Raw genomic sequence first — 25,529 nt, forward strand, 5'->3', positions numbered from 1 at the left:
CCCTTACATTCATTTGATTGTCATTTATTTTCAAGCGCGGAAATTTTATCGATGCGCCTCTGATGGCGTCCGCCCTCAAACTCCGTATGCAGGAACGCGTCTACAAGCTCGATCGCAAGTCCCGCGCCGACCACGCGCCCACCCATGCAGAGCGCATTCGCGTTGTTATGCAGGCGGGTATATTTGGCACTGAAATAATCTGAGCAACAGGCGGCCCGGATTCCCTTGATTTTGTTGGCCGCCATCGAGATGCCGATCCCGGTGCCGCAGAAGAGCAACGCCTGATCACACTCGCCCGAAACAACGGCTTTGCAGGCCGGAGCAGCCATATCGGGGTAGTCGCAGGACTGTCCGTCATAGCTTCCAAAATCTTTATATGCGATTTTATTTTCGTCGAGCCATGCCCTGACTTCCTCTTTCAGCGCATAGCCTCCATGATCCGCAGCTAAAGCTATCATTATTTTCCATCTCCTGAAATTTTTTGTTTTGCAAGCAGTTCCCGCTCCGCCTGGGGCAGTCTCAGATAGGCCGGTACCAGCGCAGACGGCTCCACGGCATTTGCAATGTCGGGCAAAGCGGCAAGCGCAACAGAAGACGCGCGCACAAATTGCAGCGCGGGTGAAGCCAACCGGATACCGGGAACACGCTCTTTCATGCTATTATAACACAGTTTTGCCCCGTCTCCAACTAAAAAAACAGGCTCGCCGGCATTTTTCAGCCATTTTTCCAATTGTGCGATGGGAATCGCGCTGTCTTTTTCCAATCGGGTTAACTGATTTCCGTTCCAGCGGAACAATGCGGTATAGACCTGCGAACAGCGTGCGTCCAGCACAGGAGCCACCACACAATCCACACCGCGGTATTGATATGCAAGCGCTTCCAAGGTGGATACGCCGATACACCGCCGCCCAAGCGCGTGCGCCATACCTTTTACAGCGGAAAGCCCGATACGCAGACCTGTAAAAGACCCGGGGCCGTCCGTGACGGCAAACAGATCAACCGCCTCGAGCGGAATCCGTGTCTGGCTGAGCAGGCTTTGCACCATTGGCATAATCGTCTGGGAATGCGTCAGCTTTACATTTGCAAAGCATTCTCCGAGGACAACATCCTCCTCTAACAGCGCACAGCTTGCTGAAAGAGATGAAGTATCCATCGCAAGTATCTTCAAAACCGTTCATCCCCTTCTATCCTGATGTCGCGTGTATCTTCGCCGGTTGGCGAAATTGTTAATAGGATGGTGTGCTCCGGCAAAGCGGATGTAATATTTTCGCTCCATTCGATGAACAGGACTCCGTCTTGCCCGAGGTAGTCAAAGAACCCCGTCGAATAGAGCTCATCGAAATCCGAGACCCGGTACATATCAAAATGGTAAAGCGCGAGTTCGCCGCGCGTATATTCATGCACGAGCGCAAAAGTAGGGCTGGATACGTCGTCGGCAAGGCCAAGTCCGCGCGCCAGCCCGCGCGCAAACGCGGTTTTGCCCGCGCCCATTCCGCCCCGGCAGGCAATCACGTCACCCGCCCGCAGCTTTTGCGCAATCCGGGCTGCGAACGCCTCTGTTTGTGCTGTGGAATGACTGGTAAACTGTATCACAATTTCATCCTCTCATCCTGACCAAACAACTCATTAGAACAGGCCGGAGATATGACCGTCGCCGTCCACATCAATGTGATAAGCGGCGGGGTCTTTCGGCAGGCCCGGCATGGTCATAATATCACCGGTCAGCGCGACAATGAACCCTGCGCCGGCAGACAGGCGGATGTCTTTTACATGAATGGTAAAACCTGTGGGGCGTCCCAACTTTGTGGGATCGTCGGACAGGGAATATTGTGTCTTTGCCATACAGACAGGCAGGCCGGCTTTGCCGAGCCTTTCAATTTCCTGTATCATCTTTTCGGCGGAAACGGTATAACTGACATCCGCCGCGCCGTAAATTTCTTTGGCGATGCGGGAGATTTTCTCCCTGACCGGCAGTTCCGTGTCATAGAGCGGGCGAAAATCGGAAGTGTCCTCGCATGCCTCTACAACAGCTTTCGCCAGTTCGATTCCGCCGTCTCCGCCTTTTGCAAAGACTTCCGATAGGGCAAACCGGCAGCCGGTGCGTGCGCAGAACCGGGAAAGCGTCTCAATTTCCTCGTCGCTGTCGCCGCCGAACCGGTTGATGGCAACGACTACCGGAACACCGTATTTTTGCATGTTTTCCACATGCGCCTCCAAGTTGACCAGCCCTCTTTTCAGGGCTTCCACATTCGGAATGCCCGTTTCGGCCTTGGGGACGCCGCCGTTATATTTCAGCGCGCGCATGGTGGCGACCAGCACAATGGCGGAAGGCGCAATTCCCGCGATGCGGCATTTGATGTCCAGGAACTTTTCGGCGCCGAGATCGGAGCCGAAGCCCGCCTCCGTAATCGTGTAATCGGCCAGCTTGAGCGCCAGCTTGGTGGCGCGGATGGAGTTGCAGCCATGCGCGATATTGGCAAACGGCCCGCCATGCATCAGAGCGGGCGTATTTTCCAGCGTCTGCACCAGATTAGGCTTGATTGCGTCTTTTAAAAGAGCTGCCATTGCGCCCTGCGCCTGCAGGTCACGCGCGTAGACAGGGGTATTACTAAAAGTATAAGCAACCAGAATATCTCCCAAACGTTTTTTCAGGTCATCCAGATCAGCCGCGAGGCAGAGAATTGCCATCACTTCAGAGGCGACGGTGATCATAAAATGGTCTTCCCGCGGCATACCGTTGATTTTTCCGCCAAGCCCGACGATGACGTTGCGCATCGCGCGGTCGTTCATATCCAGACAGCGGGTGAACAAAATACGGCGCGGGTCGATTCCCAATAGGTTGCCCTGCTGGAGATGGTTATCCAAAATGGCGCAGAGGAGATTGTTTGCCGAGGTAATCGCGTGCATATCACCGGTAAAATGCAGGTTGATATCCTCCATTGGCACCACCTGCGCATATCCGCCGCCAGCCGCGCCGCCCTTGATGCCGAATACGGGGCCGAGGGACGGTTCGCGCAGCGCGATCACAGCGCGCTTCCCAATTTTCGCCATCGCTTCGCCGAGCCCTACCGTTGTGGTGGTTTTTCCCTCGCCGGCCGGCGTGGGGTTGATGGCGGTAACGAGAACCAGTTTCCCGTCAGGGCGGCTGTTCAGCCGCGAATAGACTGCCTCCGAGAGCTTCGCCTTATATCTGCCGTATGGCTCCAGTTCCTCGGGCAAAATCCCCAGACGGTCCGCAATCTCGCCGATTGGGAGCATCTGCGCGGACTGTGCAATTTCGATATCACTTAGCATTCATGAAACCCTCCATTTTATTCGCTGAATAGATTTTTGGTGGTATGCATATGTACAGACAGTGCCAGGCCGATGCTCATATAGGTTGAAAGCACCGAGGTACCTCCGTTGGAAACGAGCGGAAGCGTAATGCCGATGACCGGAAGCAGGGAAAGGCACATGCCGATATTGATAATCGCCTGCACAGACACCATCGCAAAAATGCCGACGCAGATCAGGCGGCCCTCCATATCCTGCGAATGCTGTGCGCAGGACAGCAGTCTGGTGCACAGCAGGATCAGGATCACGATGACCGCAAGGCAGCCCACAAACCCCAGAGATTCGCCGATAAACGCAAAAATGAAGTCGTTATGCGCTTCGGGAACCGGCGTATGCGTGTCCACAAAGATTCCCTTGCCCCACACCTGTCCGGACCCGATTGCAAGCTTGGCCTGATATTGCTGGTAATAATCTCCCAGCTTGTCCTGCATTTCCGGCCGGAAAAGAATCCGGATGCGCTGCTTCTGGTCCGAATTCAGGATGAAGAACCAGACAGCGGGAGCAATGACTACCAGAGAGCCGACAGCAGACGCGATATATTTCCAGTCCAGCCCCGCCGCAAACACCATACAGATGAAAATGCCGGCAAATACAATCGCGGTACCGTCATCTCCCTGAAAATGAATCAGAAGTACCGGCACCGCCCCATGGGCACAGACTGCCAGAAGGGTCTGGGGACGGTTGAGCTGATCGTGCACGATGGAAAGATGGTAGGCCAAAATTAAAATAAACGAAATCTTTAAAAATTCTGTAGGCTGAACGGTGATGCTGGTGCCGGGAAGATAGAACCAGGATTTGTCGTTCTGGCGCATCGCGGTGCCATGCCCGATAAAGAAGGTCAGCACAACCAGAAAATATGCGGCCGGAACATGCAATTTCCAGAGTTTGGTAAGCGTATGGTAATCAAATTTAGACAAAATGAGTGCCGCGACACAGCCAATGCCGGTAGCGGCAAACTGAATGAGCACCTTGCGGGGCCCAACTTTGCTGATCAGTTCTGAATAGGAAATGCCGGCCAGCATCACCAGGCCGATTCCGGAAAGCACAAGACAAAGCGTCCAGAGCCAAAGGTCGGTCTGACGCAGATAGACATAAACGGCGTGGAATAGCTTTTTCATACAGTTCTCCCAAAAATAGCCAGCTAATTTCAGCAGAGACGTCAATAAACGTCAATGCGGATGTGCATCCCTATTATATCGGAAAAGGGAGGCTCATTCAAGGGAAAACACCGAAAGCCGTAAAAAAATGCCCGCGAAGCGCGGACATTCCAAAAAATTGCTTCGGCGGAGGATTCCGCCGAAGCAATTTGAATAAAAATCTATAGAAGGAAGCGGTCAGCGGTCGTATTTGATTGCCGCCTGTGCTGCCGCGAGGCGCGCGATCGGCACGCGGAACGGTGAGCAGGAGACATAATCGAGCCCGGTTCTGTGGCAGAATTCCACGGAGGTCGGGTCGCCGCCGTGTTCACCGCAGATGCCGAGATGGATGTCCGGGCGGGTTTGGCGGCCCAGCTTCGCGGCCATTTCCACCAGCTTGCCGACGCCGTTCTGATCGAGATGTGCGAACGGATCGGACTCGTAAATCTTATTTTCGTAATAGTAGCTGAGGAATTTGCCCGCGTCGTCGCGGCTGAAGCCGAAGGTCATCTGGGTCAGGTCGTTGGTGCCGAAGCTGAAGAACTGGGCTTCCTTGGCGATTTCGTCGGCGGTCAGCGCCGCGCGCGGAATCTCAATCATGGTGCCCACTTCATAGGTCATGTCGACGCCGGACTCCTTAATCAGCTGGTCCGCGGTCGCGACAACCACATCCTTGACGAATTTCAGCTCTTTGACTTCGCCGACCAGCGGAATCATGATCTGCGGGGCAATCTTGTACTGGCCTTTTTTGGTCACATTGATTGCCGCGTTGATGACCGCTGTGGTCTGCATTTCGGCGATTTCAGGATAGGATACCGCAAGACGGCAGCCGCGGTGACCCATCATCGGGTTGAATTCATGCAGGCTCTCGATGACTGCTTTCAGGCGCTGAACGGTGATGCCCAGTTCCGAAGCAATTTCCTGAATGTCTTCCTCTTTGGTGGGCAGGAACTCGTGAAGCGGCGGATCCAGGAACCGGATGACAACCGGGCAGCCTTCCATTGCTTCATAGAGGCCCTCAAAGTCGCCCTGCTGATAAGGCATAATCTTCGCAAGCGCTTTTTTGCGCTCCTCGGTGGTTTCGGCGACAATCATCTCACGCATGGCCTTGATGCGTTCGCCCTCAAAGAACATGTGCTCGGTGCGGCAGAGGCCGATGCCTTCCGCGCCGAAAGAACGGCCCTGTTTTGCGTCGCGCGGGGTATCGGCGTTGGTATAGACCTTCAGCTTGCGGACTCCGTCGGCCCAGCCCATGAAACGCCCGAAATCGCCGGAGATAGCGGCGGCAACGGTCGGAATCGCCTGCCCGTAGATGCATCCGGTGGTGCCGTCGATGGAGAGGTAATCCCCTTCCTTGATGGTCATGCCGCCAAGGGTAAACTGCCTGGCATCGTAATCGACTTCAATTTCGCCGCATCCGGATACGCAGCAGGTACCCATACCGCGCGCAACTACGGCAGCGTGGGAGGTCATGCCGCCGCGTACAGTCAGGATACCCTGCGCAACAGCCATGCCCTCGATATCCTCAGGCGAGGTTTCGCGGCGTACCAGCACCACTTTTTCGCCGCGGTCGGACCATTCTTTGGCGTCTTCGGCGGAAAAGACCGCTTTGCCGCAGGCGGCACCCGGGGAAGCGGCAAGGCCTTTGCCGATCAGTTTGGCGGCTTTAAGAGCAGCGGAATCAAACTGCGGATGGAGCAGGGCATCGAGCTGCTTGGGTTCTACGCGTAAAACGGCCTCGCGCTCGGTAATCATGCCCTCGTCCACCAGGTCGACCGCAACCTTCAGTGCGGCGGCGGCGGTACGCTTGCCGTTACGGGTCTGGAGCATGAACAGCTTGCCGTTTTCAATGGTGAACTCCATGTCCTGCATATCGCGGTAGTGCTTTTCCAGACGGTCCGCAATCGCGGCGAACTGGTCATAAACCTCGGGCATATCCTCTTTCAGATGCTTGATGGGGGACGGAGTGCGCACACCGGCAACAACATCCTCGCCCTGCGCATTGATCAGGTATTCACCGAACAGCGCTTTTTCGCCGGTCGCGGGGTTGCGGGTAAACGCGACGCCGGTGCCGGAATTGTCCCCGGAATTTCCGAAGACCATTTCCTGTACATTGACCGCTGTACCCCAGTCATAGGGAATTTCATTCATGCGGCGGTAAACATTGGCACGCGGGTTGTCCCAGGAACGGAAAACCGCTTTGACGGCTTCCATCAGCTGGACCTTCGGGTCGCTCGGGAAATCGGTGCCTTTTTTCTCTCTGTAAAACGCTTTGAAGCGGCGGACGAGCTCTTTCATGTCATTTTCATCCAGCTCAGTGTCCTGCTTCACGCCCTTTTCCGCTTTCACAGCGTCGATAATCTTTTCGAACTCGGGCTTGGGAAGCTCCATTACCACGTCGGAAAACATCTGGATGAAACGGCGGTAGGAGTCATACGCAAATCGGGGGTTGCCCGTAAATTCCGCGAATCCCTTCACAACCTCATCATTCAGTCCCAGGTTCAGGATGGTGTCCATCATGCCCGGCATGGATGCGCGCGCGCCGGAACGCACGGAAACCAGCAGCGGATTTTTAGGATCAGCGAATTTCTTTCCGCAGATTTCTTCCATTTTGCCCAGATACTCATAGATTTCCGCCTGAATTTCACTGTTGATCTGGCGTCCGTCCGTGTAATACTGGGTGCAGGCTTCGGTTGTAACGGTGAAGCCCTGCGGGACGGGCATTCCAAGGCCCGTCATTTCAGCAAGGTTTGCACCCTTGCCGCCGAGGAGTTCACGCATCTTGCCGCTGCCCTCCGAAAACATGTAAACAAATTTCTTACCCACTTTGATCTACCTCCAATTTTTTGTTAACTGTTTGCAACTGGCATCCGGTTCCAAGCAGATGCCGCAACATGGAGTTAACTACCAAATATTATAGCAAACAAGTACATGCTTTTCTAGCACTTCTGTAAATTAATTTTGGTATAATTTTCAATTTCCATACAGCTTCACTTGCAAACACGGCAAAAAATTGACATAATATAGAGTGACAGACAAATTATCAGAAAAGGGGCGGAGCCTTTGACAACAGGGGACAGACGCCGTTTCGCGGTGATTCTTGCCGCGGGCGACGGGAAACGCATGAAATCCGACCGGCCCAAGGTTCTTTGCGAGGTGCTTTTCAAGCCGATGATCCGCTGGGTGGAGGATGCCTGCCGCGCTGCGGGCGTGGAGGAGATCTGCATTGTGGAAGGCGATCAGAGCGAACTGCTCCGGCAGGCGGTTTCGCCGGCATGTACCTTTTACCGGCAGGCACAGCGCAGGGGCACGGGGCATGCCGTCCGGATGGCGGCCGAGGCGCTTGCCGGAGGCGGCGACGTGGTGGTGCTCAATGGAGATTCGCCGTTCATAGACGCACAAACGATCAATGCCGCCTACCGGCAGCACAGGGAAGAACAAAACGCTGTTACCGTCGTAACGGCGCATATCGCCGCGCCTTTTGGGTACGGCCGGATTCTGCGCGACAGCGCAGGCGCGGTGACGGGCATTGTTGAGGAAAAGGACGCGGACACGGAACAAAAAAGAATTACTGAAATCAATTCGGGCGCCTATTGGTTTGACGCCGTATTTCTTGCGGGTGCTTTGGAGCGGATTACAGCCAATAATGCGCAGGGTGAATATTATCTGACCGATGTGCTGGGCATCGCACTGACGGACGGCCTGCGTGCGGGAGGTTACACCGCGCCGGACAGTAACGTTACGCTGGGAGCCAATGACCGCAGGGCGCTGAAAACATTGAATGAAATTGCCCGCCAGAGGGAGATTGACCGTCATCTGGACGAGGGCGTGGATATCCCCTGCGACGACGGGGTTGTGATCGGCAAAGGGGTTACAATCGGGCACGACACCCTGATTCTGCCGGGCACCATTCTGCTGGGCAATACCAAAATCGGCGCTCACTGCGTCATCGGCCCGAATTCTTATTTAGTGGATTCCACCGTCGGTAACGGCACCCGTGTAAACGCCAGCTATATGACAAACGCTTTTGTGGGCGAAAACAGTACCATCGGCCCGTTTGCGCAGATGCGGCCGAACACCAGTCTGGGCAACGGCGTGAAGATCGGAGACTTTGTGGAGATCAAAAATTCCACGATCGGGGATAAAACCTCCGTTGCGCATCTGACCTACATCGGCGACAGCGATGTGGGAAGCCAGTGCAACTTCGGCTGCGGCGTGGTGACCGCTAATTATGATGGCTGTCATAAATACCGCACAGTCATCGGCGACCGGGCGTTTATCGGGTGCAACACGAATATTATCCCTCCGGTCCAAATTGGGGAGGGAGCCTATACCGCTGCCGGAACCACCGTGGATGAGGATGTGCCCGCGGGCGCGCTCGCCATCGGCCGGGTCCGCCAGCAGGTCAGGGAAGAATGGGCCGCGAAAAATATCAATTTTAAAGGCGGAAAAAAGTGAGACCGGCAAATTTCGGTTCTTACTGCATACATCAAAGAATAAGATCAAAAATACCAGACAAAGACGGGGTATATTCTATATCCCGTCCTTTGTTGCGGGGAGAGAGACCATATGTTTTCTTTGTTTCATTCCAAATCTGCCGCGTCCGCACCCACCGGCCCGGTAGAATTCATCATTGCCGGCCTTGGAAATCCGGGGCGTGAGTATGAAAATACCCGGCACAATGCCGGCTTTTTGGCGGTGGACACGCTTGCGGAAAAGCTGGGCGTTAAAATTGACCGCCTGAAATTCAAATCTCTTTGCGCGGACGCCATGATCGGCCCCCACCGCGTATTGTTGATGAAGCCGTCCACTTTTATGAACAATTCCGGCGAAGCTGTCCGCGAGGCGATGCAGTTCCACAAGGTTCCGGCAGAACAAGTATTAGTCCTGTTCGACGACGTCAGCCTGGATGTTGGGCGGGTGCGCATCCGCAGGCAGGGCAGCGACGGCGGACATAACGGCATCAAAAGCATCATTTATCTGACCGGAAAGGATACATTTCCCCGTATCAAGCTCGGCGTGGGGAAGAAGCCGCACCCGGATTACGATCTTGCGGCGTGGGTGCTCGGAAAGTTTCGCAAAGAGGACACCGAAACGCTGGACCGCATGTTTGAGGCAGCTTCCGATGCCGCGGTCATGATTGTCGAGGGCAAGACCGACCAGGCCATGAACCGGTACAACTAACTTACACATTGGCTGCAGAAAGGAAAACCGCATGGAGGGAATAGAACAGCTTCTGACAGGATTACCCGAGTTTCGGCGTATCATGGAAGCGGTGGAAAGACAGGAGACTCCTGTTTTGGCAACGGGGCTTTCCGGCGTGCATAAAGCGCATGTGATTGTTTCCATCACACGGTTGCTTGAAAAACGGGGTCTGGTGCTGGTGCAGGACGAGGCGAACGCCATGCGTATCTGTGAAGACATCAATATTATGGCGGGTGAAGGGACGGCGGTTTTGTTCCCGTCCAGAGAGCCGACGTTCCATGAAGTGGAGGGCGTATCCAGAGAATACGAACATGCCCGGCTGAATGTGCTGGGGAGGCTTGTGTCAGGCAGCGTCAAGATTGTGGTGGCATCCGCAGCGGCGGCGCTGCAGTATACCATGCCGCCCGCCGTCCTTTCCGCGCGAACGCGCACCCTGAAGGCCGGGGAATCTTATGACATGGCTGAACTTGTCAGCTTTCTGGTTGGTGCGGGCTATACCAGATGCGACCAGGTGGACGGCGTGTGCCAGTTTGCGCAGCGCGGCGGGATTCTGGATTTTTTCCCGCCCCATATGCCCAATCCCTTCCGCGTGGAATTCTGGGGGGACGAAATTGATACGATTTCCACTTTTAAGCTCGACACCCAGCGCCGCGAGGACACGGTAAAGTCCGTTGCGATCACGCCGGCGGCCGAGGTTGTTGCAGACAGCCCGCAAAAGCTGGTGAAGCTGCTCCGGGCGGCGATGGCGTCCCTTCGCGGAACGCAGGGGAAATTGGCAAAAGAAAAGCTGACGGCGGAGATTGAAAAAATAGAAGGCGGCGTCATGCCGCAGAGCCTCGACCGGTGGATGCCGCTGCTTTATCCGCAGCCGGCGCTCGTTTTTGACTATCTGCCGGACGGCGTATTCTATCTCTGTGACGCGGGGAACTGCCGTGAAGCGCTGAAAGCCGTCCAGGTGCAAAGCAGCGAGGATATCAAACTGCTGCTCGAGGAAGGCATCCTGTTTAAAGGCTGTGACCGGTTTGCCGGGGATTTTGTGGATTTGCAGTCCCGGGCTGCGAAAACCAGCACTGTCCTGCTGGATACCTTTGCCCGATCGGTGGGGGATATCCCGCTGCGCGATATGGTGAATATCAATGCTGTCCAGCTTTCCTCGTGGAGCGGGGAATTCTCCCTCCTGCTCGAAGATATCCGCGCCTATCTGCAAAACGGGTACTGCGTGGTGGTGTTCGCGGGAACAAAGCGCAGCGCGTCCGCAATTGTCGAAGACCTGCGCAAGGAACAGATCAATGCCGCGGAAAGCGATAAAATAGGGGAACGCCTGTCCGGCGCGGTCTATGTCATCGGAAGCAGCATGAGTGCGGGCATGGAATATCCCGCGCTCAAACTTGCGCTGATTTCACAGGCAAGGACGGTCACTCAGAGTGCCAAGCGCAGGCCAAGGCCCAAAGAGGGTAAAAAACTCCGGGACATCAGCGATCTTGTCCCGGGGGATTATGTCGTTCATGTGGCGCACGGGATCGGCGTGTTTGAGGGAATTGTCAAGCGCGATATCCAGGGGGTTACGAAAGATTATATCCGCATCCGGTATGCGGGCACCGATACGCTGTTTGTGCCGGTCACCCAGCTGGATCTGGTCAGCAAATATATCGGGGTGCGCGAGGATACCTCGGTAAGGCTCAATAAGCTGAATTCCGTCGAATGGCAAAAAACGCGCCAGCGGGTCCGCAAAGCCGTGGAGGATATGGCGAAGGAACTCACCCAGCTGTATGCCAAACGCATGCAGGTCAAAGGCTATGCGTTTTCGCCTGATACCGACTGGCAGAATGACTTTGAACGCCGGTTCGCCTATGACGAGACAGACGACCAGCTTCGCTGTATTGAGGAAATCAAGGCGGATATGGAACGCGAGATCCCCATGGACAGGCTGCTCTGCGGCGACGTGGGCTTCGGAAAGACCGAAGTGGCGGTGCGCGCGGCGTTCAAATGCGTGATGGACGGCAAGCAGTGCGCGATTCTTGTGCCCACTACGATTCTTGCATGGCAGCATTACCAGACCATCCGCAAGCGGATGGAGGGGTTTCCGGTCAAGGTAGACCTGCTGTCCCGCTTTCGTTCACCGAAGGAGCAGAAGCAGGTGCTGGATGAGCTGCGCCGCGGGGAAATCGATATCGTGATCGGAACCCACCGGCTGGTGCAGAACGATGTGAAATTTAAGGATATCGGGCTTTGCGTCATCGATGAGGAGCAGCGGTTCGGCGTACGGCATAAGGAAAAGTTTAAGGAAATGCGCGCCACTGTGGACGTGCTTACCCTGTCCGCCACGCCGATTCCGCGCACGCTGAATATGGCGATGAGCGGAATCCGCGACATGTCGGTGATTGAAGAAGCGCCGCAGGACCGGCACCCTGTCCAGACCTATGTGCTGGAGCACGATTGGGGCGTGATCGCGCAGGCGCTGGAGCGCGAGCTGCGGCGCGGCGGGCAGGCGTTTTACCTGTATAACCGTGTGGAAAGCATTGACAACTGCGCGTATAAAATCAAACAGTTGCTGCCCGATGCGCGGATTGTAACCGCCCACGGGAAAATGACGGAGGAGCAGCTTTCCCGCGTCTGGCAGCAGCTGCTGGATTATGAGGTGGATATCCTCGTCTGCACCACGATCATTGAAACGGGCGTTGATGTCCCGAACTGCAATACGTTGATTATTGAGGACGCGGACCATATGGGGCTTTCCCAGCTTTATCAGCTGCGCGGGCGGGTCGGGCGCTCCAACAGGAGGGCGTTTGCCTATCTGACGTTTAAAAAGGATAAGCAGCTTTCCGATATTGCCACCAAGCGCCTTGCCGCTATCCGGGAGTTTACCTCCTTTGGTTCCGGCTTCCGCATTGCGATGCGCGACCTTGAAATACGCGGCGCGGGCAATATCCTCGGTTCCCAGCAGCACGGGCATATGGAAGCGGTCGGCTACGACATGTATCTCAAAATGCTGTCGGAGGCGGTCGCCGAGCAGCGCGGCGAAGCAACTGAAAAACCGGCGGCTGAATGTATGGTGGATGTGCGCGTGGGCGCTCATATACCGGAAGATTATATTGACAATCTGGCGCAGCGCATCGATATCTATAAAAAAATCGCGGCGATTCAGAATCAGGATGACGCGATGGATCTGACAGACGAACTGATCGACCGTTTCGGGGAGCCGCCCGAAGCGGTCAAAGGGCTTGTGGATGTGGCGCTGGTGCGCAATACGGCTTCGCTGATGGGCATTGCGGAAATTTCCCAGCGGGGGGACAGCGTTCTGCTGTATCCTGAGACCATGGATATGGTGCGCGCAGGCAACCTTGCGGTTAAGCTGCGCGGACGCGTTATGGTGAGCGCCGGCGCGCGGCCTTATATTTCTGTCAAAATCCCGAAGGATACGGAGCCTCTCGCAACCATACGCGAAGCGCTCGCGGCCATGGGCGGAGCCGCTTCATAAAAGCCTGTGGACGTGATTGTTTACAATTTCTTATGGACTTTTTTCAAAAGAGGTTGTATAATATTCAAGTATGTTAATTACCCCTTACAGGAGGACGATAAAGATGGGTTTTGCGAAAAAGTCTCTGTCCGCGGTTCTTGCCTTGGTAATGACTGCCGGTCTTGGCGCGTGCACAGTAGGCGGCGGCACCTCATGGGTTGCCAAATCCGGTGACATGACAGTTCCCGCCGGAGTTTATATCGGAGGACTGATGAACGCATACTATACGGAAACCGCAAAAGTTGCGCAGGATGTGAAAAATCCGCTGAAGGAGCAGGTGGACGGCGTGTCCGTTTCCCAGAAGATCTCCGAGGAAGCGAAAAAATCGCTCGGCCAATATCTTGCTGTTGAGAAGAAATTCGACGAAATGGGCCTGAGCCTGGATGAAGCCACCGGTACAGCGGTCTCCCAGAATGTGGAGTCCTACTGGCAGTACATCGGCGAGTCCTATCAGGAGAACGGGATTTCGAAGGAGTCTTATGCAGAACTGTTTACGAACGACGCCAAAAAATCCCAGATATTCATGGCAATTTACGGGGAAGGCGGAAGTGAGGAAGTCCCCGAGGCGGAACTGAAAGAGAAATTTGCCAACGACTTTGCGAAGATCATTATGATTCCGATCAACTTCAGTTCCTCGGAAGATCCGGCCCAAAAGGAAGAGGATACCAAAAAGGCCCGCGAACTCATCGATAAATATGAGAAGCTTGCCAAAGACGGCGGGAATATGGAGGACCTTGCTTTTGAGGCCCGCAAGGAGGTTGCCAGCGACCCGTCATCTGTCACCAAGCCGGAGCCCGGTACTTCGTACACCTTTGTCAGCCGCGACCAGTCTTCTTACGAGGAACAGGTGACCGAGGCGATCTTCAATGCAAAAATCGGCGAACCGACCCGTGTGGAAACCGAAAGCAGCATCTATCTGTTTGTCCGGTATGATGTCACCGAGAACGAGGCCGATTTCACCTCCCGTAAATCCACGCTGATTTCTCTGCTGAGAAACGATGCGTTTAACAGCAAACTGGATGAGTGGGCAAATGCGCTGGCGGACGTTACCTATAACGAGGATGCGCTCAAGCGGTATACCCCTGAAAAGCTGAAAATCTGACCTGACGCAGGAAAAACAAAATAAAACTCCCCGGAAGACGCCGTCTTCCGGGGAGTTTTTCCGTATCTCAGGCCGCGCCTTGACCGGACAGCCTTTCTATTTCGATATTGGAATATAAGAAGAGGCCTTCGGAGGCGTCTTTCCTTTTTTCACCGCGTGATAGTAGGCGTAGGTCATCACCGGCAGATCGGAAAGCCGCCTTGCCTCAACCGTTTCCCCGACAAACAGCAGGTGTGTGTCAAGGTCAAGCCGATCAATTACCTTGCAGGAAAACAGAGCCGCCGCCGACTGGGTGGGGTAGCAGATGCCGTTGCTGTCGGTGTCAAACGGAATGTTCGCGTATTTCTCCATGCCGCGTCCTTCCCGGAACCCGAACAGGCCGATCATCTGCATGGTAGCGTCCTCCGTGAGCGGGACGGCGTTGAATACGCCGGATTTTTCAATCAACTCGGCGGTAAGATTCTGCTTATGGACTGCCACCGATACTTTTGGCGGTTCCGCGGTAACCTGCGTGACGGTATTGACGATACAGCCGTTTTGCTTTCCGTCAAAAACAGAGCTGACGACATAAAGGCCATAAGACATTGTAAAAAAAGCCTGTAAATCCATTTAGCTGTCCTCTCTTTCAATCGCCGCACATTGCCGTCCAAAGATGGTCCGTGGCGGGCTGTCCGGGTCCCGCGGCGTCACATGACGATAGCGCCGTAGCGGGAAGCAATTTCTTCAAGCAGATCGTGGCTCAGTTCACAGGAGGTGGAGACAACCAGTGCCTTTCCATGATAATGCAGCAACGCGTTTTCCAGTGCTTCCACCGATTCCGATTCAAACGCCACCGGCTTATCGACCATGTGTGCGTTCAGGGAAAACCGGTAGCCGTCGTCCGGTGTATCAAGGTGGACCAGAACCGCGTCACAGCTCTGGCCGGATACCTCCAGCAGGGCGTCGGCCATATCCACTTCGCAGAAAATCGGCTCTGAATACTCCAAATCGTCATTCAGATAATAAACGCTGCGGGCGGCGGCGATAATTTTGTAATCGGCGGGAGGGATGTGTACACAGTCGATGTCAAAACTGTCCAGCATATGCCGCAGGGCGGAGATATAGTCCGGGTCGGTTCCGCAGCACCCTCCGATGATGGAGACGCCCCGCCGCAGCAAAGCGGCACAGCGGTCGCTGAACTGGACCGGTGTCAGAGCGGGATTGCCCGCATTGGGTTTCGCAATCAGCGGGATTTTTGCATAAGGCGCGATACGCTCAAAAATCGGAATCATGTCATCCGGGCCTTCCGAACAGTTCATGCCGAAAGCGGTGATCCCCATGTCCTGCAGGACAACCAGCGAGGCAAGAATATCGTCACCCCACATGGTGCGGCCCTCCTTGTCGACGGTCATCGTCAGAAAGACCGGCAGGCCTGTCTGTCTTGCCGCAACCACTGCCGCGCGGCATTCCGCAAGCGAACTCATCGTTTCGACCACGAGCAGGTCCACGCCCGCTTCCGCAAGGGCGGAGGCCTGCTCGGCGTAGATGCCGACGATATGGACAAACTCCGTGTCACCGAACGGCTCGCACATCAGCCCGGTGGTGGACATGTCGCCCGCGATTTTGACATCGCGGGCGGCGAGGCTCTCCCTGACGATACCCACGATTTTTCCGTTCAGTTCCGCTGCCTGCTCGCTGAGGCCGTACATTTTCAGGTTGCCGGCATTGGCGAGAAAGGTGGGGGCATAGACAATGTCACTGCCCGCGTCGGCGTAGCGGCAAACTACATCGCGGACGATCCCGGGGTGTTCGCCGGCCCATTGTTCCACACAGATCCCGGAAGGCATCCCTGCTTTCATGTACTCGGTGCCTGTCGCGCCGTCTAAAAGCAGCGGCAGTCGTAATCGGCCTGTTTCGTTCATGCTAATGACACCAATCCTTTTCTTTATGTTATGATTTGAAAATACCAGTCACATGGATTCCGGAACCGAGATTTTCAGCAGCGTCAAAACGTTGTGCAGGACGGCTTTTGTCGCGAGGCACAGGTTCATTCTGGCCTGCATCAGCGGTTCCGCCTCGCCTTTGATGCGGCAGGAATCGTAATATTTGTGGAATCCGGTCGCGATTTCAACCGCATATTTGGTCAGTCTCGCGGGATCATAATTCCGCGCGGCGTCGATAATCTCCTGCGGGAACCGCGCGAGGGTGCGCGCCAGCTCGATTTCGGCGGAGGAGTTCATCGAACACAGTTCTTCCTCTGTGCAGGGACGCGGCCGGATGCCGGCTTCCTCCTGCTTGCGCAGCAGCGTGCAGATGCGCGCGTGGGCGTACTGCACATAATAAACCGGATTCTGGGAGGATTGCTCCACCGCCAGGTCAAGGTCAAAATCAAGCGTGGAATTCGGTTCGCGCATGTTGAAGAAGAACCGCGCGGCGTCCACCGGCACGTCTTCGAGCAGGTCGGTCAGCGAAATCGCCTTCCCGGTGCGTTTTGACATTTTGTAGGGCTGTCCGTCCTTCATCAGGCGCACAAGCTGCATCAGGACAATATCCAGCTTGCTTCCGTCGAGACCAATGGCGTCCATGGCGCCCTTGAGACGGGCGACATGGCCATGGTGGTCGGCGCCCCATACATTGATGACACGGTCGAATCCGCGCACCGCGAATTTATTATAATGATAGGCGATATCCGCCGCGAAATAGGTCGGGAAACCGTTGGCGCGAACCAGAACCTCGTCCTTCTCACCGCCGTTTTCGGTTGCCTTATACCACAGCGCGCCTTCCTTTTCATAGGTCATGCCGCGTTCGGTCAGTTTGTGAATTGCCTCGTCCACCGCGCCATTGTGCAGCGTGCTTTCGGGGAACCAGACATCATACTGGATGCGGTAGCTGGCAAGGTCCGTTTTCAGCTTTTCAATGTTTCTGGGCATGGCAAACTCCACCAGCGCCTTTTTGCGGGCTTCGCCGTCCGCGTTCAGATAGCTGTCGCCGTGAAGTCCGGCAAATTCACGCGCACGCTCCAGAATATCCGCGCCGTGATAACCGTCCTCGGGAAATTCCACGGCGTCCTCGCCCAGATAGATCTGCAGATAGCGCGCCTCCAGCGATTTTCCGAACTTTTCCACCTGATTGCCGGCGTCGTTGATGTAGAATTCACGGGTTACCGCATGGCCCGACCAGTCAAGCACCGCCGCCAGGCAGTCGCCGATTGCGCCGCCGCGGGCGTTCCCCATGTGCATCGGGCCGGTGGGGTTCGCGGAGACAAATTCCACCTGCACCTTCTCACCGTGGCCGTAGTCGGTGCGGCCGTAGGAATCGCCCTCTTCCAGAATGGAGCGGACCACGCCCGCAAACCATTTGGCGGAGAGGAAAAAGTTGATGAATCCGGGGCCCGCGATTTCCACGCGGTCAAAAGCGGTGCCGTCCAGACGCAGGTTTGCGCAGAGGGCTTCCGCCACTTTTCTGGGGGCGCAGCGGAAAGCGCGCGCGGAAACCATCGCGGCGTTGGTCGCAAAGTCGCCGTGGCTGGTATCGGCGGGGATTTCCACCACGAAAGAGGGAAGTCCGCCGCATTCCGGCAGCACGCCGGAAGCAACGGACTGCTCAAGCGCCGCGGTTACAAGGGCGGCAATCGAATTTTTAGCTTCAGAAACGGGGTTCGTCATGCGTTTACACATCCTATTATTCATTCTTGATTCTTTCCGAGCGGATAAACGACTGTGTCCATTATGACTGGGGCTGCTCCCGCACATTCACATAAACGGAATTTTCACTCGCGAGCAGGGTGTTGACATCCAGCGAATACGCAAACTCAAGCTGGCCGCCGTGTTCCCCCAGCGTGGAAACCACGCGGTCACCTGAAACACCGATCATCATCGGGCCGTAGCCGGTATCATAATGGCATTGGTGGCGGACACCGCGCTCCACGATCAGCTGGCTTTTTGAACTGCCGGTGCGCTGCAGGGTGACACGGTCGCTGTCCTCCACCTTGAGAACTGTGCGGGTGCCTTCAAAACCGGTGGCCTCGGATTCGTCATAAGCGATGTAATAATGCCCGTTGCGCTTATAATAAGAGCCGGTAGTAAAAAGCTCCACCTGGTCTTCGTCCCCATCCTGTTTATAGACACCCTTAATTTCTATTAAAACGTCTTTTTTCATTCTGTTCAATCCTTTGTTTATTTCGCCTTGTGCATGAACCCCAAGGAGTTCATTATGTAAGCATTTCCAAATCGGGCCCAAATCAGTCAGAAGGAATCTATGTCAATCTGTTCCACTTCCCCCTGAATGTCCCCGCCAAGGAAGATGGCTGCGGTATCGGAAAACAGTTCGGGAGAATCGGAAACATAGTATTCACAGCTTCCTTCTCCTTCCCGCAGTATGCCGCTGCTTGTCAGGAAATTCTGCGCCCACTTTGCAACCTCTCTGCCCGGATCAATCAGCGTCACTTTGTAATCCAGCACCTGATTGATGATATCGTAGATAATCGGATAATGGGTGCAGCCCAGAATCAGCGTGTCCACGTTCGATTCAATCATCGGTTCCAGATATAGTTTTGCAACTTTCAGCGTGATTTCGTTGTCCGGCTGGATAAATCCGTTTTCCACAAGCGGCACGAACAGGGGGCACGCGTTGCCGAACACTCTGGCTTCGGGACGGATGGCTCTGATTGCGCGCCCGTAGGCTCCCGACCGCACTGTGGCGGTGGTACCGATCACGCCGATCTGCCCCGTGGAGGAAGCCGCGCAGGCCGCCTGCGCGGAAGGAAGCACGACCCCGGAAAACGGAAGGCCGATACTGTTTTGCATTTCGGGCGTCATCATGGAGCTGACAGTCCCACAGGCGGCAATTACCAGCTTCACGTCATGACTGAGCAGCAGGCGAATATCCTGCATGGCATACTTTCGGATGGTTTCCCGGCCCCGGTTTCCGTACGGGACCCGGCCGTTGTCACCAAAATAAATGATGTGCTCGTTCGGCAGCAGACGCCGAAGCTCCTTTACGGTAGTAAGCCCCCCTAATCCCGAGTCAAAAATACCGATGGCCCGATTGTCCATGCATGCTGCCTCCTTTCAGTTTTTAGTTCCGGCCTGTAACTATCAGGCGCCGGCTTTTTCCAAAGCCAGCCGCAGCAGACGGTCGATTAGTTCGGGATACAAGATTCCGGCGGCTTCGAACAGTTTGGGATACATCGAAATAGAAGTGAAGCCGGGGATCGTGTTGATTTCGTTGACAATGACCCCGCCGTTGTGCAGGGCAAAGAAGTCAACACGGGAAAGTCCTGTGCATCCCATGACAGCAAACGCGCGGCAGGCCGTATGCCTGATTTTTTCGGAAACGGCTTCCGGAATCCGTGCGGGGATGTATAAATCTGTGGAATTATCGAGATATTTTCCCTCATAGTCATAAAATTCATGATGGGGAACGATTTCTCCGACAACGGACGGGATGCAGTCCTGATAATTGCCGAGAACGGCGCACTCAACCTCGTCGCCCGAAATGGCGGTTTCAACAAGCACCTTGCGGTCGTACCGAAAGGCGGTTACCAGCGCCTGATAAAGCGCGTCCTTGTCCTTTGCCTTGCTTACCCCCACGGAAGATCCCGTGTTGGCCGGCTTGATGAAGAGGGGATATCCCAGTTTTTTCGCGAGCAGAGGCTCGATTTCTGAAAACCGTTCAAGCTCCGGACGGGTAATCGCGGCCCACGGGGCCGTCTTGATCCCGGCCGCTTCCAGCAGGATATGGGTCGTTTCCTTGTCCATGCAGGTTGAGGACGCCAGCACGCCGCATCCCACATAAGGAAGCCCCGCGAGCTCCAGCAGACCCTGTATGGTACCGTCCTCTCCATGCTCACCGTGCAGAACAGGGAATACCACGTCAACCCGCAGGTTTTCCACACCGCCGGATGTCAGCCGCTGAATGCCCCCCACCGAACGGTCGGGGGAGAGAATCGCAGGGGCGATGCAGCCGCTTTCGAGCCACTTATTCTGCTGAATCAGGTCAATGTCCCCGGTATATTCATACCAGCGGCCGTCCTTTGTGATGCCGAGCATGACCACATCATAACGGTCGCGGGGGATGTTGCGCAGTACGGAAGCTGCGGAGATAAGAGACACTTCATACTCGCTGGAGACGGAGCCGAAAACGACCGCCACCGTTTTTTTATCCAAAACACATACCTCATTTCAGCCGTTCCTCAGAGAGGGGCGGTACTTCTAATCATAATATATAATATTTCAATTTATATTCTAGCATATCTTCACATAGTACGCAATTGAAATATGGATAAGATTATGGACAAAATAGAACGGTTTGCTATGAAATACGACAAGAATATGCTATCATAGAAAGCAGCTAAGAAAGCGATAAAAGATGTCATTTTTGTTATTTCGGCCGAATTGCAGAAAAATAACCGAAAAAAGTCTGCAAACATCGGTAGATAGGGGCTTGACGAGCCCTTTGGGTTATGATACAATAGTGATACCTCTAAAAGGGTTATTTTTTTATGTCCAAAAACAAAGCGTTTCCTTTCACGAGGGAGGCAAAAAATTCCGGTATAATCAGGAGGTGCCGAAATGAGAGTAAAAATTACTCTAGCATGCACAGAGTGCAAACAGCGCAATTACAACACCATGAAAAACAAGAAGAATGATCCCGACAGGCTTGAGATGAACAAATACTGCAAGTTCTGCCGGAAGCATACCCTTCACAAAGAAACAAAGTAAGCATGAAAGGCGGGTCTTGACATGGCAGATAATGCAGTTTCGAAAAAACCCGGTTTCATCGCAAAAGCAAAACGCTTCTTTCGGGACGTAAAGGGCGAGTTCAAAAAGATTGTCTGGCCCGGCAAAAGCCAAATTATCAATAACACCATTATTGTCTTGGTCGTGATTGTGATTTCCGGAATATTTGTCGGCGGTTTCGACATTCTCGTTTCTTACTTGGTCAAACTGCTCCTCAGCCTGCTGTAAGAATGGGCTTTGGAAAGAACGAATCTTTTGAGTGGGAGGAACGCGAATGGCTGACGCAATGAGATGGTATGTGGTGCACACCTATTCCGGGTATGAGAATAAGGTTGCTTCCGACATTGAAAAAGCGGTAGAAAACCGCAAGCTCCACGATTTGTTTGCTGAGGTGAAAGTCCCCACTCAAACGGTTACGGAGATTAAGGACAACAAAAAACGCGAGGTTGAACGCAAAATTTTCCCGGGCTATGTGCTTGTGAAGATGATTATGACCGACGACAGCTGGTATGTTGTCCGCAACATCCGCGGCGTCACGGGCTTTGTAGGCCCGGGCTCCAAGCCGGTTCCCCTGACAGAAGAGGAAGTGGAACGGCTGGGGGTTGAGGTTAAGAATATTGAGGTCAATTTCGCGGCGGGCGATTCGGTCAAGGTGGCGGACGGCTACCTTGAGGGCTTCATCGGTGTGGTTGATGAGATCGACCTGCAGAACGGAGTCGTCAGGGTCACCGTTTCCATGATGGGTAAGGACGTGCCTGTCGAGCTTGAACTGGATCAGATCGAACCGCTGGAATAATCCGCGGTCGGATGCCGCCTTTGTGCAGCCTGTGTTTCGGCACGGGCTCTTTAGAGGATGCCGGTGTAAATCCGGCGATATGAGCCGGTGTGAACCGGCTTGTGGGAGGAACAAAATTTATTTGTTCCGAAATGAACCACTAATTTTGGAGGTGCTTTAAAATGGCTCAAAAGGTAGTCGGCTTTATTAAGCTGCAGATTCCGGCAGGCAAAGCAACGCCTGCACCGCCGGTTGGTCCTGCTTTAGGTCAGCATGGCGTAAACATCATGGCTTTTACAAAGGATTTTAACGAGCGCACAAAAAACGAAGTTGGCATGATCATCCCGGTTGTCATCACCGTGTATGCCGACCGTTCCTTCAGCTTTATTACCAAAACGCCGCCCGCGGCTGTTTTGATTAAGAAAGCGATTAACCTGCAGAGCGGTTCCGGTGTGCCCAACAAGACCAAGGTTGGCAAGATTACCAGGGAACAGCTGCAGAAAATTGCGGAGCTGAAAATGCCCGACCTCAACGCTGCAAATGTTGAGACAGCAATCAGCATGATCGCAGGCACCTGCCGCAGCATGGGCGTTGAAGTAGCAGACTAAGCTCCCGGGTGGGAGGAAAAATCCGCTAATGACCACTCTAAGGAGGAAAAGAATAGATGAAACATGGTAAGAAATATTCTGACAGTGCGAAACTGATCGAACGTCAGAAGCTGTATGATACGCCGGAGGCCTTGGATCTTTGCACCAAGACCGGCAAAGCTAAATTTGATGAAACGATAGAAGTTCATGTCCGCCTGGGCGTTGACTCCCGTCACGCGGATCAGCAGGTCCGCGGCGCCGTGGTTCTTCCGAACGGAACCGGTAAAAAAGTCCGCGTGGCTGTTTTTGCCAAGGGCGACAAGGTGCAGGATGCCCTGAATGCCGGCGCCGATTTTGTTGGCGCTGAAGACCTGATGGAGCGTATCCAGAAGGAAGGCTTCATGGATTTCGACGTCGTAATCGCTTCGCCTGACATGATGGGCGTTGTGGGCCGTCTGGGTAAAATCCTCGGACCCCGCGGCCTGATGCCGAACCCGAAAGCCGGTACTGTTACTCCGGATGTCGGCAAGGCTGTCATCGACGCGAAAGCCGGTAAGATCGAATACCGTCTTGACAAAACCAACATCATCCACTGCCCGATCGGCAAGGTTTCCTTTGGAACGGAAAAGCTTCAGCAGAACTTCGATACCCTGCTGTCTGCTATCGTAAAAGCGAAGCCGGCTGCGGCCAAAGGCCAGTATGTGAAGTCCTGTGTGGTTGCAACTACTATGGGCCCCGGCATCAAGATCAATCCCGGACGTTTCCAGTAAGCTGATTGCAGGGCGCGGGCCGGCGGCCCCCGCCCTGCTTCTCAATGCCTATTGACAAGTGATTGTTGATATGTTAAACTATATAAGCTGTCCTGAGACAGCAGGTGTCGTAAGACATAAAGGTTTTTAACCTGCCTGCCGAGGAGAGGCGTTTCAAATATGCGTATTACGCTGTTTTGTTCTGCTTTTTCCGCGGTAGTGCGGAAAAGGCTTTTTTTGTATATTTTTGACTTGACTTGGAGGTGAATCATATGCCAAGCGAAAAGATTTTATCACAGAAAAAAGAAACGGTTGCTGAGCTGACTTCCAAGCTGAAGAACGCGGCTGCAGGCGTTGTGGTGGACTACAAGGGAATTACCGTCGCTAATGACACGAAGCTTCGTAAAGAGCTCAGAGAAGCCGGCGTCGATTATGCGGTTGTAAAAAACACAATGCTCCGTTTCGCTGCGAAAGAAGTCGGATATGAGGCGCTCAATGATGTCCTCGAGGGCACCACTGCGCTGGCCATCAGCGATGGTGATCAGATTGCCGCCGCAAAAATCCTGACGAAATACGCAGAAGACAGCAAAGGCAAGTTCGTTGTCAAAGCCGGATTTGTCGATGGCGGCGTGATCGACGCAGCCAAGGTTGCCGAACTGGGCAAACTCCCCAACAGAGAAGGTCTGCTTTCCATGCTGTGCAGCGCGCTGCAGGGCAACATCAGAGGCCTTGCTGTTGCACTCAATGCAGTTGCCGAAAAGAACGGTGAAGGCGCTCCTGCTGCCGAATAAATTTTGTGCAGCAACAAATTTGAAAACAAGATTATAGGAGGTAAACTATCATGGCTTCTGAGAAAATTTTGAAGTTTGTAGAAGATATTAAAACCCTCACTGTCCTCGAGCTCAACGAGCTTGTCAAGGCGATTGAGGAAGAGTTCGGCGTTTCCGCCGCTGCTCCGGTAATGGTTGCTGGCGGTGCCGCTGCTGCCGCTCCCGCTGCTGAGGAGAAAACCGAATTTGACGTAATCCTGGCAAATGCCGGCGGTTCCAAGATGGGCGTTATCAAGATCGTCAAAGAGATCACCGGTCTGGGCCTGAAAGAGGCTAAGGATCTGGTTGACAATGCTCCTAAGCCGGTCAAGGAAGGCATTTCCAAGGCTGATGCTGATGAACTGAAGAAGAAGCTGGAAGAAGCCGGCGCTACCGTCGAAGTCAAATAATGACTGCATATAAAAAAGACCGTCCATCCGGACGGTCTTTTTTATATGCAGTTATCTGGTCTTTATTTTGTTTCTTCGTCCTTCGACAGAGGTTCCGCTGCTGGATTATCCATAGCATTTCCGAGCTTTCTGTTTCGGCGCGCGGAAATGCCGGCCATACCCTTATAGAGAATCAGCAGAATTACCGCGATGACGATTCCCCAGAACAGAAGCGCCGGAATAACTTCAACGACAAACAGGACAACGCCCTGCACAGAATTGGTTACGTGGGAAATTGATCTGGAAAAAGTGGCGGAGAGCCGGTCGGCAAAGCTTTTGGGCGTGTTGACAGGCTGGTTATATTCACCGACCTCCTGTAAGTACAGATTCAGGTAAGAATAAGTAACCTGGCTGTCCATCCGCTTTAAGGAGGCAGTCAGCGACTCGATTTGATACCGCACGTCGGACAGAGCCTTTTCCAGCGTTACGACATCCTCCAGTTTCTCCGCTTTTCCGAGGATATCCAGCAGCCGCTCCTCCTGTACTTTCAGCACATCCAGATGGGCCTGCGAGTCATAGTAGGTATCGGTGATATCGTCGGTGGAATCATTGCGGGAAACAATGTTGCATAGCTCTCCGACCGAAGAGGTCACCTCATCCAGCTTATCGGCGGGAATCCTTGCGCGTATTTCCGCACTGCGGGAGTAATAGGTATCCCGATTGTTCAGGCTCCGCCCGTTGGTGCTTTGCCCTTCCACATAGCCGCCGGCGGATTCCACGAGTTGAACCAGCTTTGAAAGTGCGGTGTCGAATTCTTTCGTTTCGAGAGAGAGCTCGCTGCGCTTGACAATTTTGCGTTCGGAAGGAGCGGCCGGCGCCGATTCGGCTGTACTTTGCAGTTTCATAGCCCCGTTATCTTGTGCGGCGCTTTCTGCGCTCATGGCCGCGTCGGCAAGGGCTCCGTATTCCATCTGGGGGGAAGCGGCAATTTCCGCGGGGGCTGCTATCGACCGGGCAGCGGAAGTGCTGGACTTCGCAGCGCCGCAGCCGGTCAGGACGATGGAAAAGGCAGCGGCAATTGCCAATATGGTTTGAATATTCGATTTATGATGCATGTAAGGTCCTCCTTTTTTGCTGTCTTTCCTCTTCTAGGTGCGAAATCAGGCAACATTTACTGCATCCCTATCAAATAAATCCAGGGGCGTCTC

24 protein-coding genes and 1 other annotated feature are annotated in these 25,529 nt (G+C 54.3%); of the genes, 11 read left to right on the forward strand and 13 right to left on the reverse strand.

Features of this window, described 5'->3' with window-relative positions; genetic code table 11:
* Positions 1-20: 20 nt before the first annotated feature.
* The 6 genes from rpiB to ppdK form a co-directional block, all read right to left on the reverse strand.
* Positions 21-458, reverse strand: a complete 438-nt coding sequence (gene rpiB / locus C1A10_RS02810; RefSeq protein ID WP_101908779.1) for a ribose 5-phosphate isomerase B — start codon at positions 456-458, stop codon at positions 21-23.
* Positions 458-1,168 (reverse strand): tRNA (adenosine(37)-N6)-threonylcarbamoyltransferase complex dimerization subunit type 1 TsaB, encoded by a 711-nt coding sequence (tsaB, locus tag C1A10_RS02815; protein ID WP_242968811.1) that lies wholly within the window; start codon positions 1,166-1,168, stop codon positions 458-460. Before tsaB ends, rpiB begins: the two co-directional genes overlap by 1 nt.
* Positions 1,165-1,593 (reverse strand): tRNA (adenosine(37)-N6)-threonylcarbamoyltransferase complex ATPase subunit type 1 TsaE, encoded by a 429-nt coding sequence (tsaE, locus tag C1A10_RS02820; protein ID WP_242968812.1) that lies wholly within the window; start codon positions 1,591-1,593, stop codon positions 1,165-1,167. The genes tsaB and tsaE overlap by 4 nt, the downstream gene beginning before the upstream one ends.
* Before the next feature lie 33 nt (positions 1,594-1,626).
* The gene (locus tag C1A10_RS02825; RefSeq protein ID WP_101908780.1) at positions 1,627-3,294 is read right to left on the reverse strand and encodes a formate--tetrahydrofolate ligase; all 1,668 of its coding nucleotides are present in this window, start codon (positions 3,292-3,294) and stop codon (positions 1,627-1,629) included.
* Positions 3,295-3,311: 17 nt separating this feature from the next.
* On the reverse strand, positions 3,312-4,451 hold the full coding sequence (locus tag C1A10_RS02830) for an FtsW/RodA/SpoVE family cell cycle protein (protein WP_101908781.1): 1,140 nt from the start codon (positions 4,449-4,451) through the stop codon (positions 3,312-3,314).
* 216 nt (positions 4,452-4,667) lie between these two features.
* The gene (gene ppdK / locus C1A10_RS02835; RefSeq protein WP_101908782.1) at positions 4,668-7,295 is read right to left on the reverse strand and encodes a pyruvate, phosphate dikinase; all 2,628 of its coding nucleotides are present in this window, start codon (positions 7,293-7,295) and stop codon (positions 4,668-4,670) included.
* 237 nt (positions 7,296-7,532) lie between these two features.
* Here ppdK and glmU point away from each other — a divergent pair, with 237 nt between their 5' ends.
* The 4 genes from glmU (at position 7,533) to C1A10_RS02855 (ending at position 14,293) form a co-directional block, all read left to right on the forward strand.
* Positions 7,533-8,927 carry a bifunctional UDP-N-acetylglucosamine diphosphorylase/glucosamine-1-phosphate N-acetyltransferase GlmU gene (gene glmU / locus C1A10_RS02840; protein WP_242968813.1) on the forward strand — a complete coding sequence of 465 codons (1,395 nt, stop codon included), beginning with the start codon at positions 7,533-7,535 and terminating at the stop codon, positions 8,925-8,927.
* Between the two features lie 111 nt (positions 8,928-9,038).
* On the forward strand, positions 9,039-9,653 hold the full coding sequence (pth, locus tag C1A10_RS02845; RefSeq protein ID WP_101908783.1) for an aminoacyl-tRNA hydrolase: 615 nt from the start codon (positions 9,039-9,041) through the stop codon (positions 9,651-9,653).
* Positions 9,654-9,684: 31 nt separating this feature from the next.
* Positions 9,685-13,152 carry a transcription-repair coupling factor gene (mfd, locus tag C1A10_RS02850; protein WP_101908784.1) on the forward strand — a complete coding sequence of 1,156 codons (3,468 nt, stop codon included), beginning with the start codon at positions 9,685-9,687 and terminating at the stop codon, positions 13,150-13,152.
* A 103-nt stretch (positions 13,153-13,255) separates the two neighbouring features.
* Positions 13,256-14,293, forward strand: coding sequence for a peptidylprolyl isomerase (locus C1A10_RS02855; RefSeq protein WP_101908785.1), 1,038 nt, complete (start codon positions 13,256-13,258; stop codon positions 14,291-14,293).
* A gap of 96 nt (positions 14,294-14,389) precedes the next feature.
* Here C1A10_RS02855 and C1A10_RS02860 read toward each other — a convergent pair whose 3' ends face one another.
* The 6 genes from C1A10_RS02860 to C1A10_RS02885 all read right to left on the reverse strand — a co-directional run bounded on the left by C1A10_RS02860 (position 14,390) and on the right by C1A10_RS02885 (position 20,439).
* Positions 14,390-14,902, reverse strand: coding sequence for a flavin reductase family protein (locus tag C1A10_RS02860; protein WP_101908786.1), 513 nt, complete (start codon positions 14,900-14,902; stop codon positions 14,390-14,392).
* A gap of 77 nt (positions 14,903-14,979) precedes the next feature.
* Positions 14,980-16,194, reverse strand: a complete 1,215-nt coding sequence (locus C1A10_RS02865; protein ID WP_101908787.1) for a homocysteine S-methyltransferase family protein — start codon at positions 16,192-16,194, stop codon at positions 14,980-14,982.
* Positions 16,195-16,242: 48 nt separating this feature from the next.
* Entirely contained in the window at positions 16,243-17,937 is a 1,695-nt protein-coding gene (argS, locus tag C1A10_RS02870; RefSeq protein ID WP_101908788.1) for an arginine--tRNA ligase, read from the reverse strand.
* A 61-nt stretch (positions 17,938-17,998) separates the two neighbouring features.
* Positions 17,999-18,430 (reverse strand): YwiB family protein, encoded by a 432-nt coding sequence (locus tag C1A10_RS02875; RefSeq protein WP_242968814.1) that lies wholly within the window; start codon positions 18,428-18,430, stop codon positions 17,999-18,001.
* Positions 18,431-18,516: 86 nt separating this feature from the next.
* A complete protein-coding gene (murI, locus tag C1A10_RS02880; RefSeq protein WP_101908790.1) occupies positions 18,517-19,326 on the reverse strand; it encodes a glutamate racemase in 810 nt (269 codons plus the stop codon).
* Positions 19,327-19,368: 42 nt separating this feature from the next.
* Entirely contained in the window at positions 19,369-20,439 is a 1,071-nt protein-coding gene (locus C1A10_RS02885) for a D-alanine--D-alanine ligase family protein (protein WP_101908791.1), read from the reverse strand.
* 405 nt (positions 20,440-20,844) lie between these two features.
* On the opposite strand from C1A10_RS02885, the gene rpmG reads away from it, so the two are divergent.
* The 7 genes from rpmG to rplL all read left to right on the forward strand — a co-directional run bounded on the left by rpmG (position 20,845) and on the right by rplL (position 24,342).
* Positions 20,845-20,994, forward strand: a complete 150-nt coding sequence (gene rpmG, locus C1A10_RS02890) for a 50S ribosomal protein L33 (RefSeq protein ID WP_101908792.1) — start codon at positions 20,845-20,847, stop codon at positions 20,992-20,994.
* A gap of 21 nt (positions 20,995-21,015) precedes the next feature.
* Positions 21,016-21,240 carry a preprotein translocase subunit SecE gene (gene secE, locus C1A10_RS02895; RefSeq protein WP_101908793.1) on the forward strand — a complete coding sequence of 75 codons (225 nt, stop codon included), beginning with the start codon at positions 21,016-21,018 and terminating at the stop codon, positions 21,238-21,240.
* Between the two features lie 46 nt (positions 21,241-21,286).
* Positions 21,287-21,808 carry a transcription termination/antitermination protein NusG gene (gene nusG, locus C1A10_RS02900; protein WP_101908794.1) on the forward strand — a complete coding sequence of 174 codons (522 nt, stop codon included), beginning with the start codon at positions 21,287-21,289 and terminating at the stop codon, positions 21,806-21,808.
* 161 nt (positions 21,809-21,969) lie between these two features.
* Complete coding sequence (gene rplK, locus C1A10_RS02905; RefSeq protein ID WP_101908795.1) at positions 21,970-22,395, forward strand: 50S ribosomal protein L11; 426 nt, start codon at positions 21,970-21,972, stop codon at positions 22,393-22,395.
* A gap of 56 nt (positions 22,396-22,451) precedes the next feature.
* Positions 22,452-23,144 (forward strand): 50S ribosomal protein L1, encoded by a 693-nt coding sequence (gene rplA, locus C1A10_RS02910; RefSeq protein WP_101908796.1) that lies wholly within the window; start codon positions 22,452-22,454, stop codon positions 23,142-23,144.
* A gap of 73 nt (positions 23,145-23,217) precedes the next feature.
* Positions 23,218-23,370, forward strand: a sequence feature (ribosomal protein L10 leader region).
* A gap of 25 nt (positions 23,371-23,395) precedes the next feature.
* Positions 23,396-23,914, forward strand: a complete 519-nt coding sequence (rplJ, locus tag C1A10_RS02915; protein ID WP_101908797.1) for a 50S ribosomal protein L10 — start codon at positions 23,396-23,398, stop codon at positions 23,912-23,914.
* A gap of 50 nt (positions 23,915-23,964) precedes the next feature.
* Complete coding sequence (gene rplL / locus C1A10_RS02920; protein WP_101908798.1) at positions 23,965-24,342, forward strand: 50S ribosomal protein L7/L12; 378 nt, start codon at positions 23,965-23,967, stop codon at positions 24,340-24,342.
* Positions 24,343-24,404: 62 nt separating this feature from the next.
* On the opposite strand, the gene C1A10_RS02925 is transcribed toward rplL, so the two are convergent.
* Positions 24,405-25,436, reverse strand: a complete 1,032-nt coding sequence (locus C1A10_RS02925) for a DUF4349 domain-containing protein (protein ID WP_101908799.1) — start codon at positions 25,434-25,436, stop codon at positions 24,405-24,407.
* Between the last annotated feature and the right edge of the window lie 93 nt (positions 25,437-25,529).

This window comes from Marasmitruncus massiliensis (assembly GCF_900186535.1).
GTDB classification, from domain to species: domain Bacteria; phylum Bacillota; class Clostridia; order Oscillospirales; family Ruminococcaceae; genus Anaerotruncus; species Anaerotruncus massiliensis_A.

What these genes read in the sequence shown, in the direction of transcription:
- rpiB (WP_101908779.1), bottom strand. Translation starts at nt 458, where the DNA reads ATGATAGCTTTAGCTGCGGATCATGGAGGCTATGCGCTGAAAGAGGAA.
- C1A10_RS02825 (WP_101908780.1), bottom strand. Translation starts at nt 3,294, where the DNA reads ATGCTAAGTGATATCGAAATTGCACAGTCCGCGCAGATGCTCCCAATC.
- C1A10_RS02830 (WP_101908781.1), bottom strand. Translation starts at nt 4,451, where the DNA reads ATGAAAAAGCTATTCCACGCCGTTTATGTCTATCTGCGTCAGACCGAC.
- pth (WP_101908783.1), top strand. Translation starts at nt 9,039, where the DNA reads ATGTTTTCTTTGTTTCATTCCAAATCTGCCGCGTCCGCACCCACCGGC.
- mfd (WP_101908784.1), top strand. Translation starts at nt 9,685, where the DNA reads ATGGAGGGAATAGAACAGCTTCTGACAGGATTACCCGAGTTTCGGCGT.
- C1A10_RS02855 (WP_101908785.1), top strand. Translation starts at nt 13,256, where the DNA reads ATGGGTTTTGCGAAAAAGTCTCTGTCCGCGGTTCTTGCCTTGGTAATG.
- C1A10_RS02860 (WP_101908786.1), bottom strand. Translation starts at nt 14,902, where the DNA reads ATGGATTTACAGGCTTTTTTTACAATGTCTTATGGCCTTTATGTCGTC.
- C1A10_RS02865 (WP_101908787.1), bottom strand. Translation starts at nt 16,194, where the DNA reads ATGAACGAAACAGGCCGATTACGACTGCCGCTGCTTTTAGACGGCGCG.
- argS (WP_101908788.1), bottom strand. Translation starts at nt 17,937, where the DNA reads ATGACGAACCCCGTTTCTGAAGCTAAAAATTCGATTGCCGCCCTTGTA.
- C1A10_RS02875 (WP_242968814.1), bottom strand. Translation starts at nt 18,430, where the DNA reads ATGAAAAAAGACGTTTTAATAGAAATTAAGGGTGTCTATAAACAGGAT.
- murI (WP_101908790.1), bottom strand. Translation starts at nt 19,326, where the DNA reads ATGGACAATCGGGCCATCGGTATTTTTGACTCGGGATTAGGGGGGCTT.
- rpmG (WP_101908792.1), top strand. Translation starts at nt 20,845, where the DNA reads ATGAGAGTAAAAATTACTCTAGCATGCACAGAGTGCAAACAGCGCAAT.
- secE (WP_101908793.1), top strand. Translation starts at nt 21,016, where the DNA reads ATGGCAGATAATGCAGTTTCGAAAAAACCCGGTTTCATCGCAAAAGCA.
- nusG (WP_101908794.1), top strand. Translation starts at nt 21,287, where the DNA reads ATGGCTGACGCAATGAGATGGTATGTGGTGCACACCTATTCCGGGTAT.
- rplK (WP_101908795.1), top strand. Translation starts at nt 21,970, where the DNA reads ATGGCTCAAAAGGTAGTCGGCTTTATTAAGCTGCAGATTCCGGCAGGC.
- rplA (WP_101908796.1), top strand. Translation starts at nt 22,452, where the DNA reads ATGAAACATGGTAAGAAATATTCTGACAGTGCGAAACTGATCGAACGT.
- rplJ (WP_101908797.1), top strand. Translation starts at nt 23,396, where the DNA reads ATGCCAAGCGAAAAGATTTTATCACAGAAAAAAGAAACGGTTGCTGAG.
- rplL (WP_101908798.1), top strand. Translation starts at nt 23,965, where the DNA reads ATGGCTTCTGAGAAAATTTTGAAGTTTGTAGAAGATATTAAAACCCTC.
- C1A10_RS02925 (WP_101908799.1), bottom strand. Translation starts at nt 25,436, where the DNA reads ATGCATCATAAATCGAATATTCAAACCATATTGGCAATTGCCGCTGCC.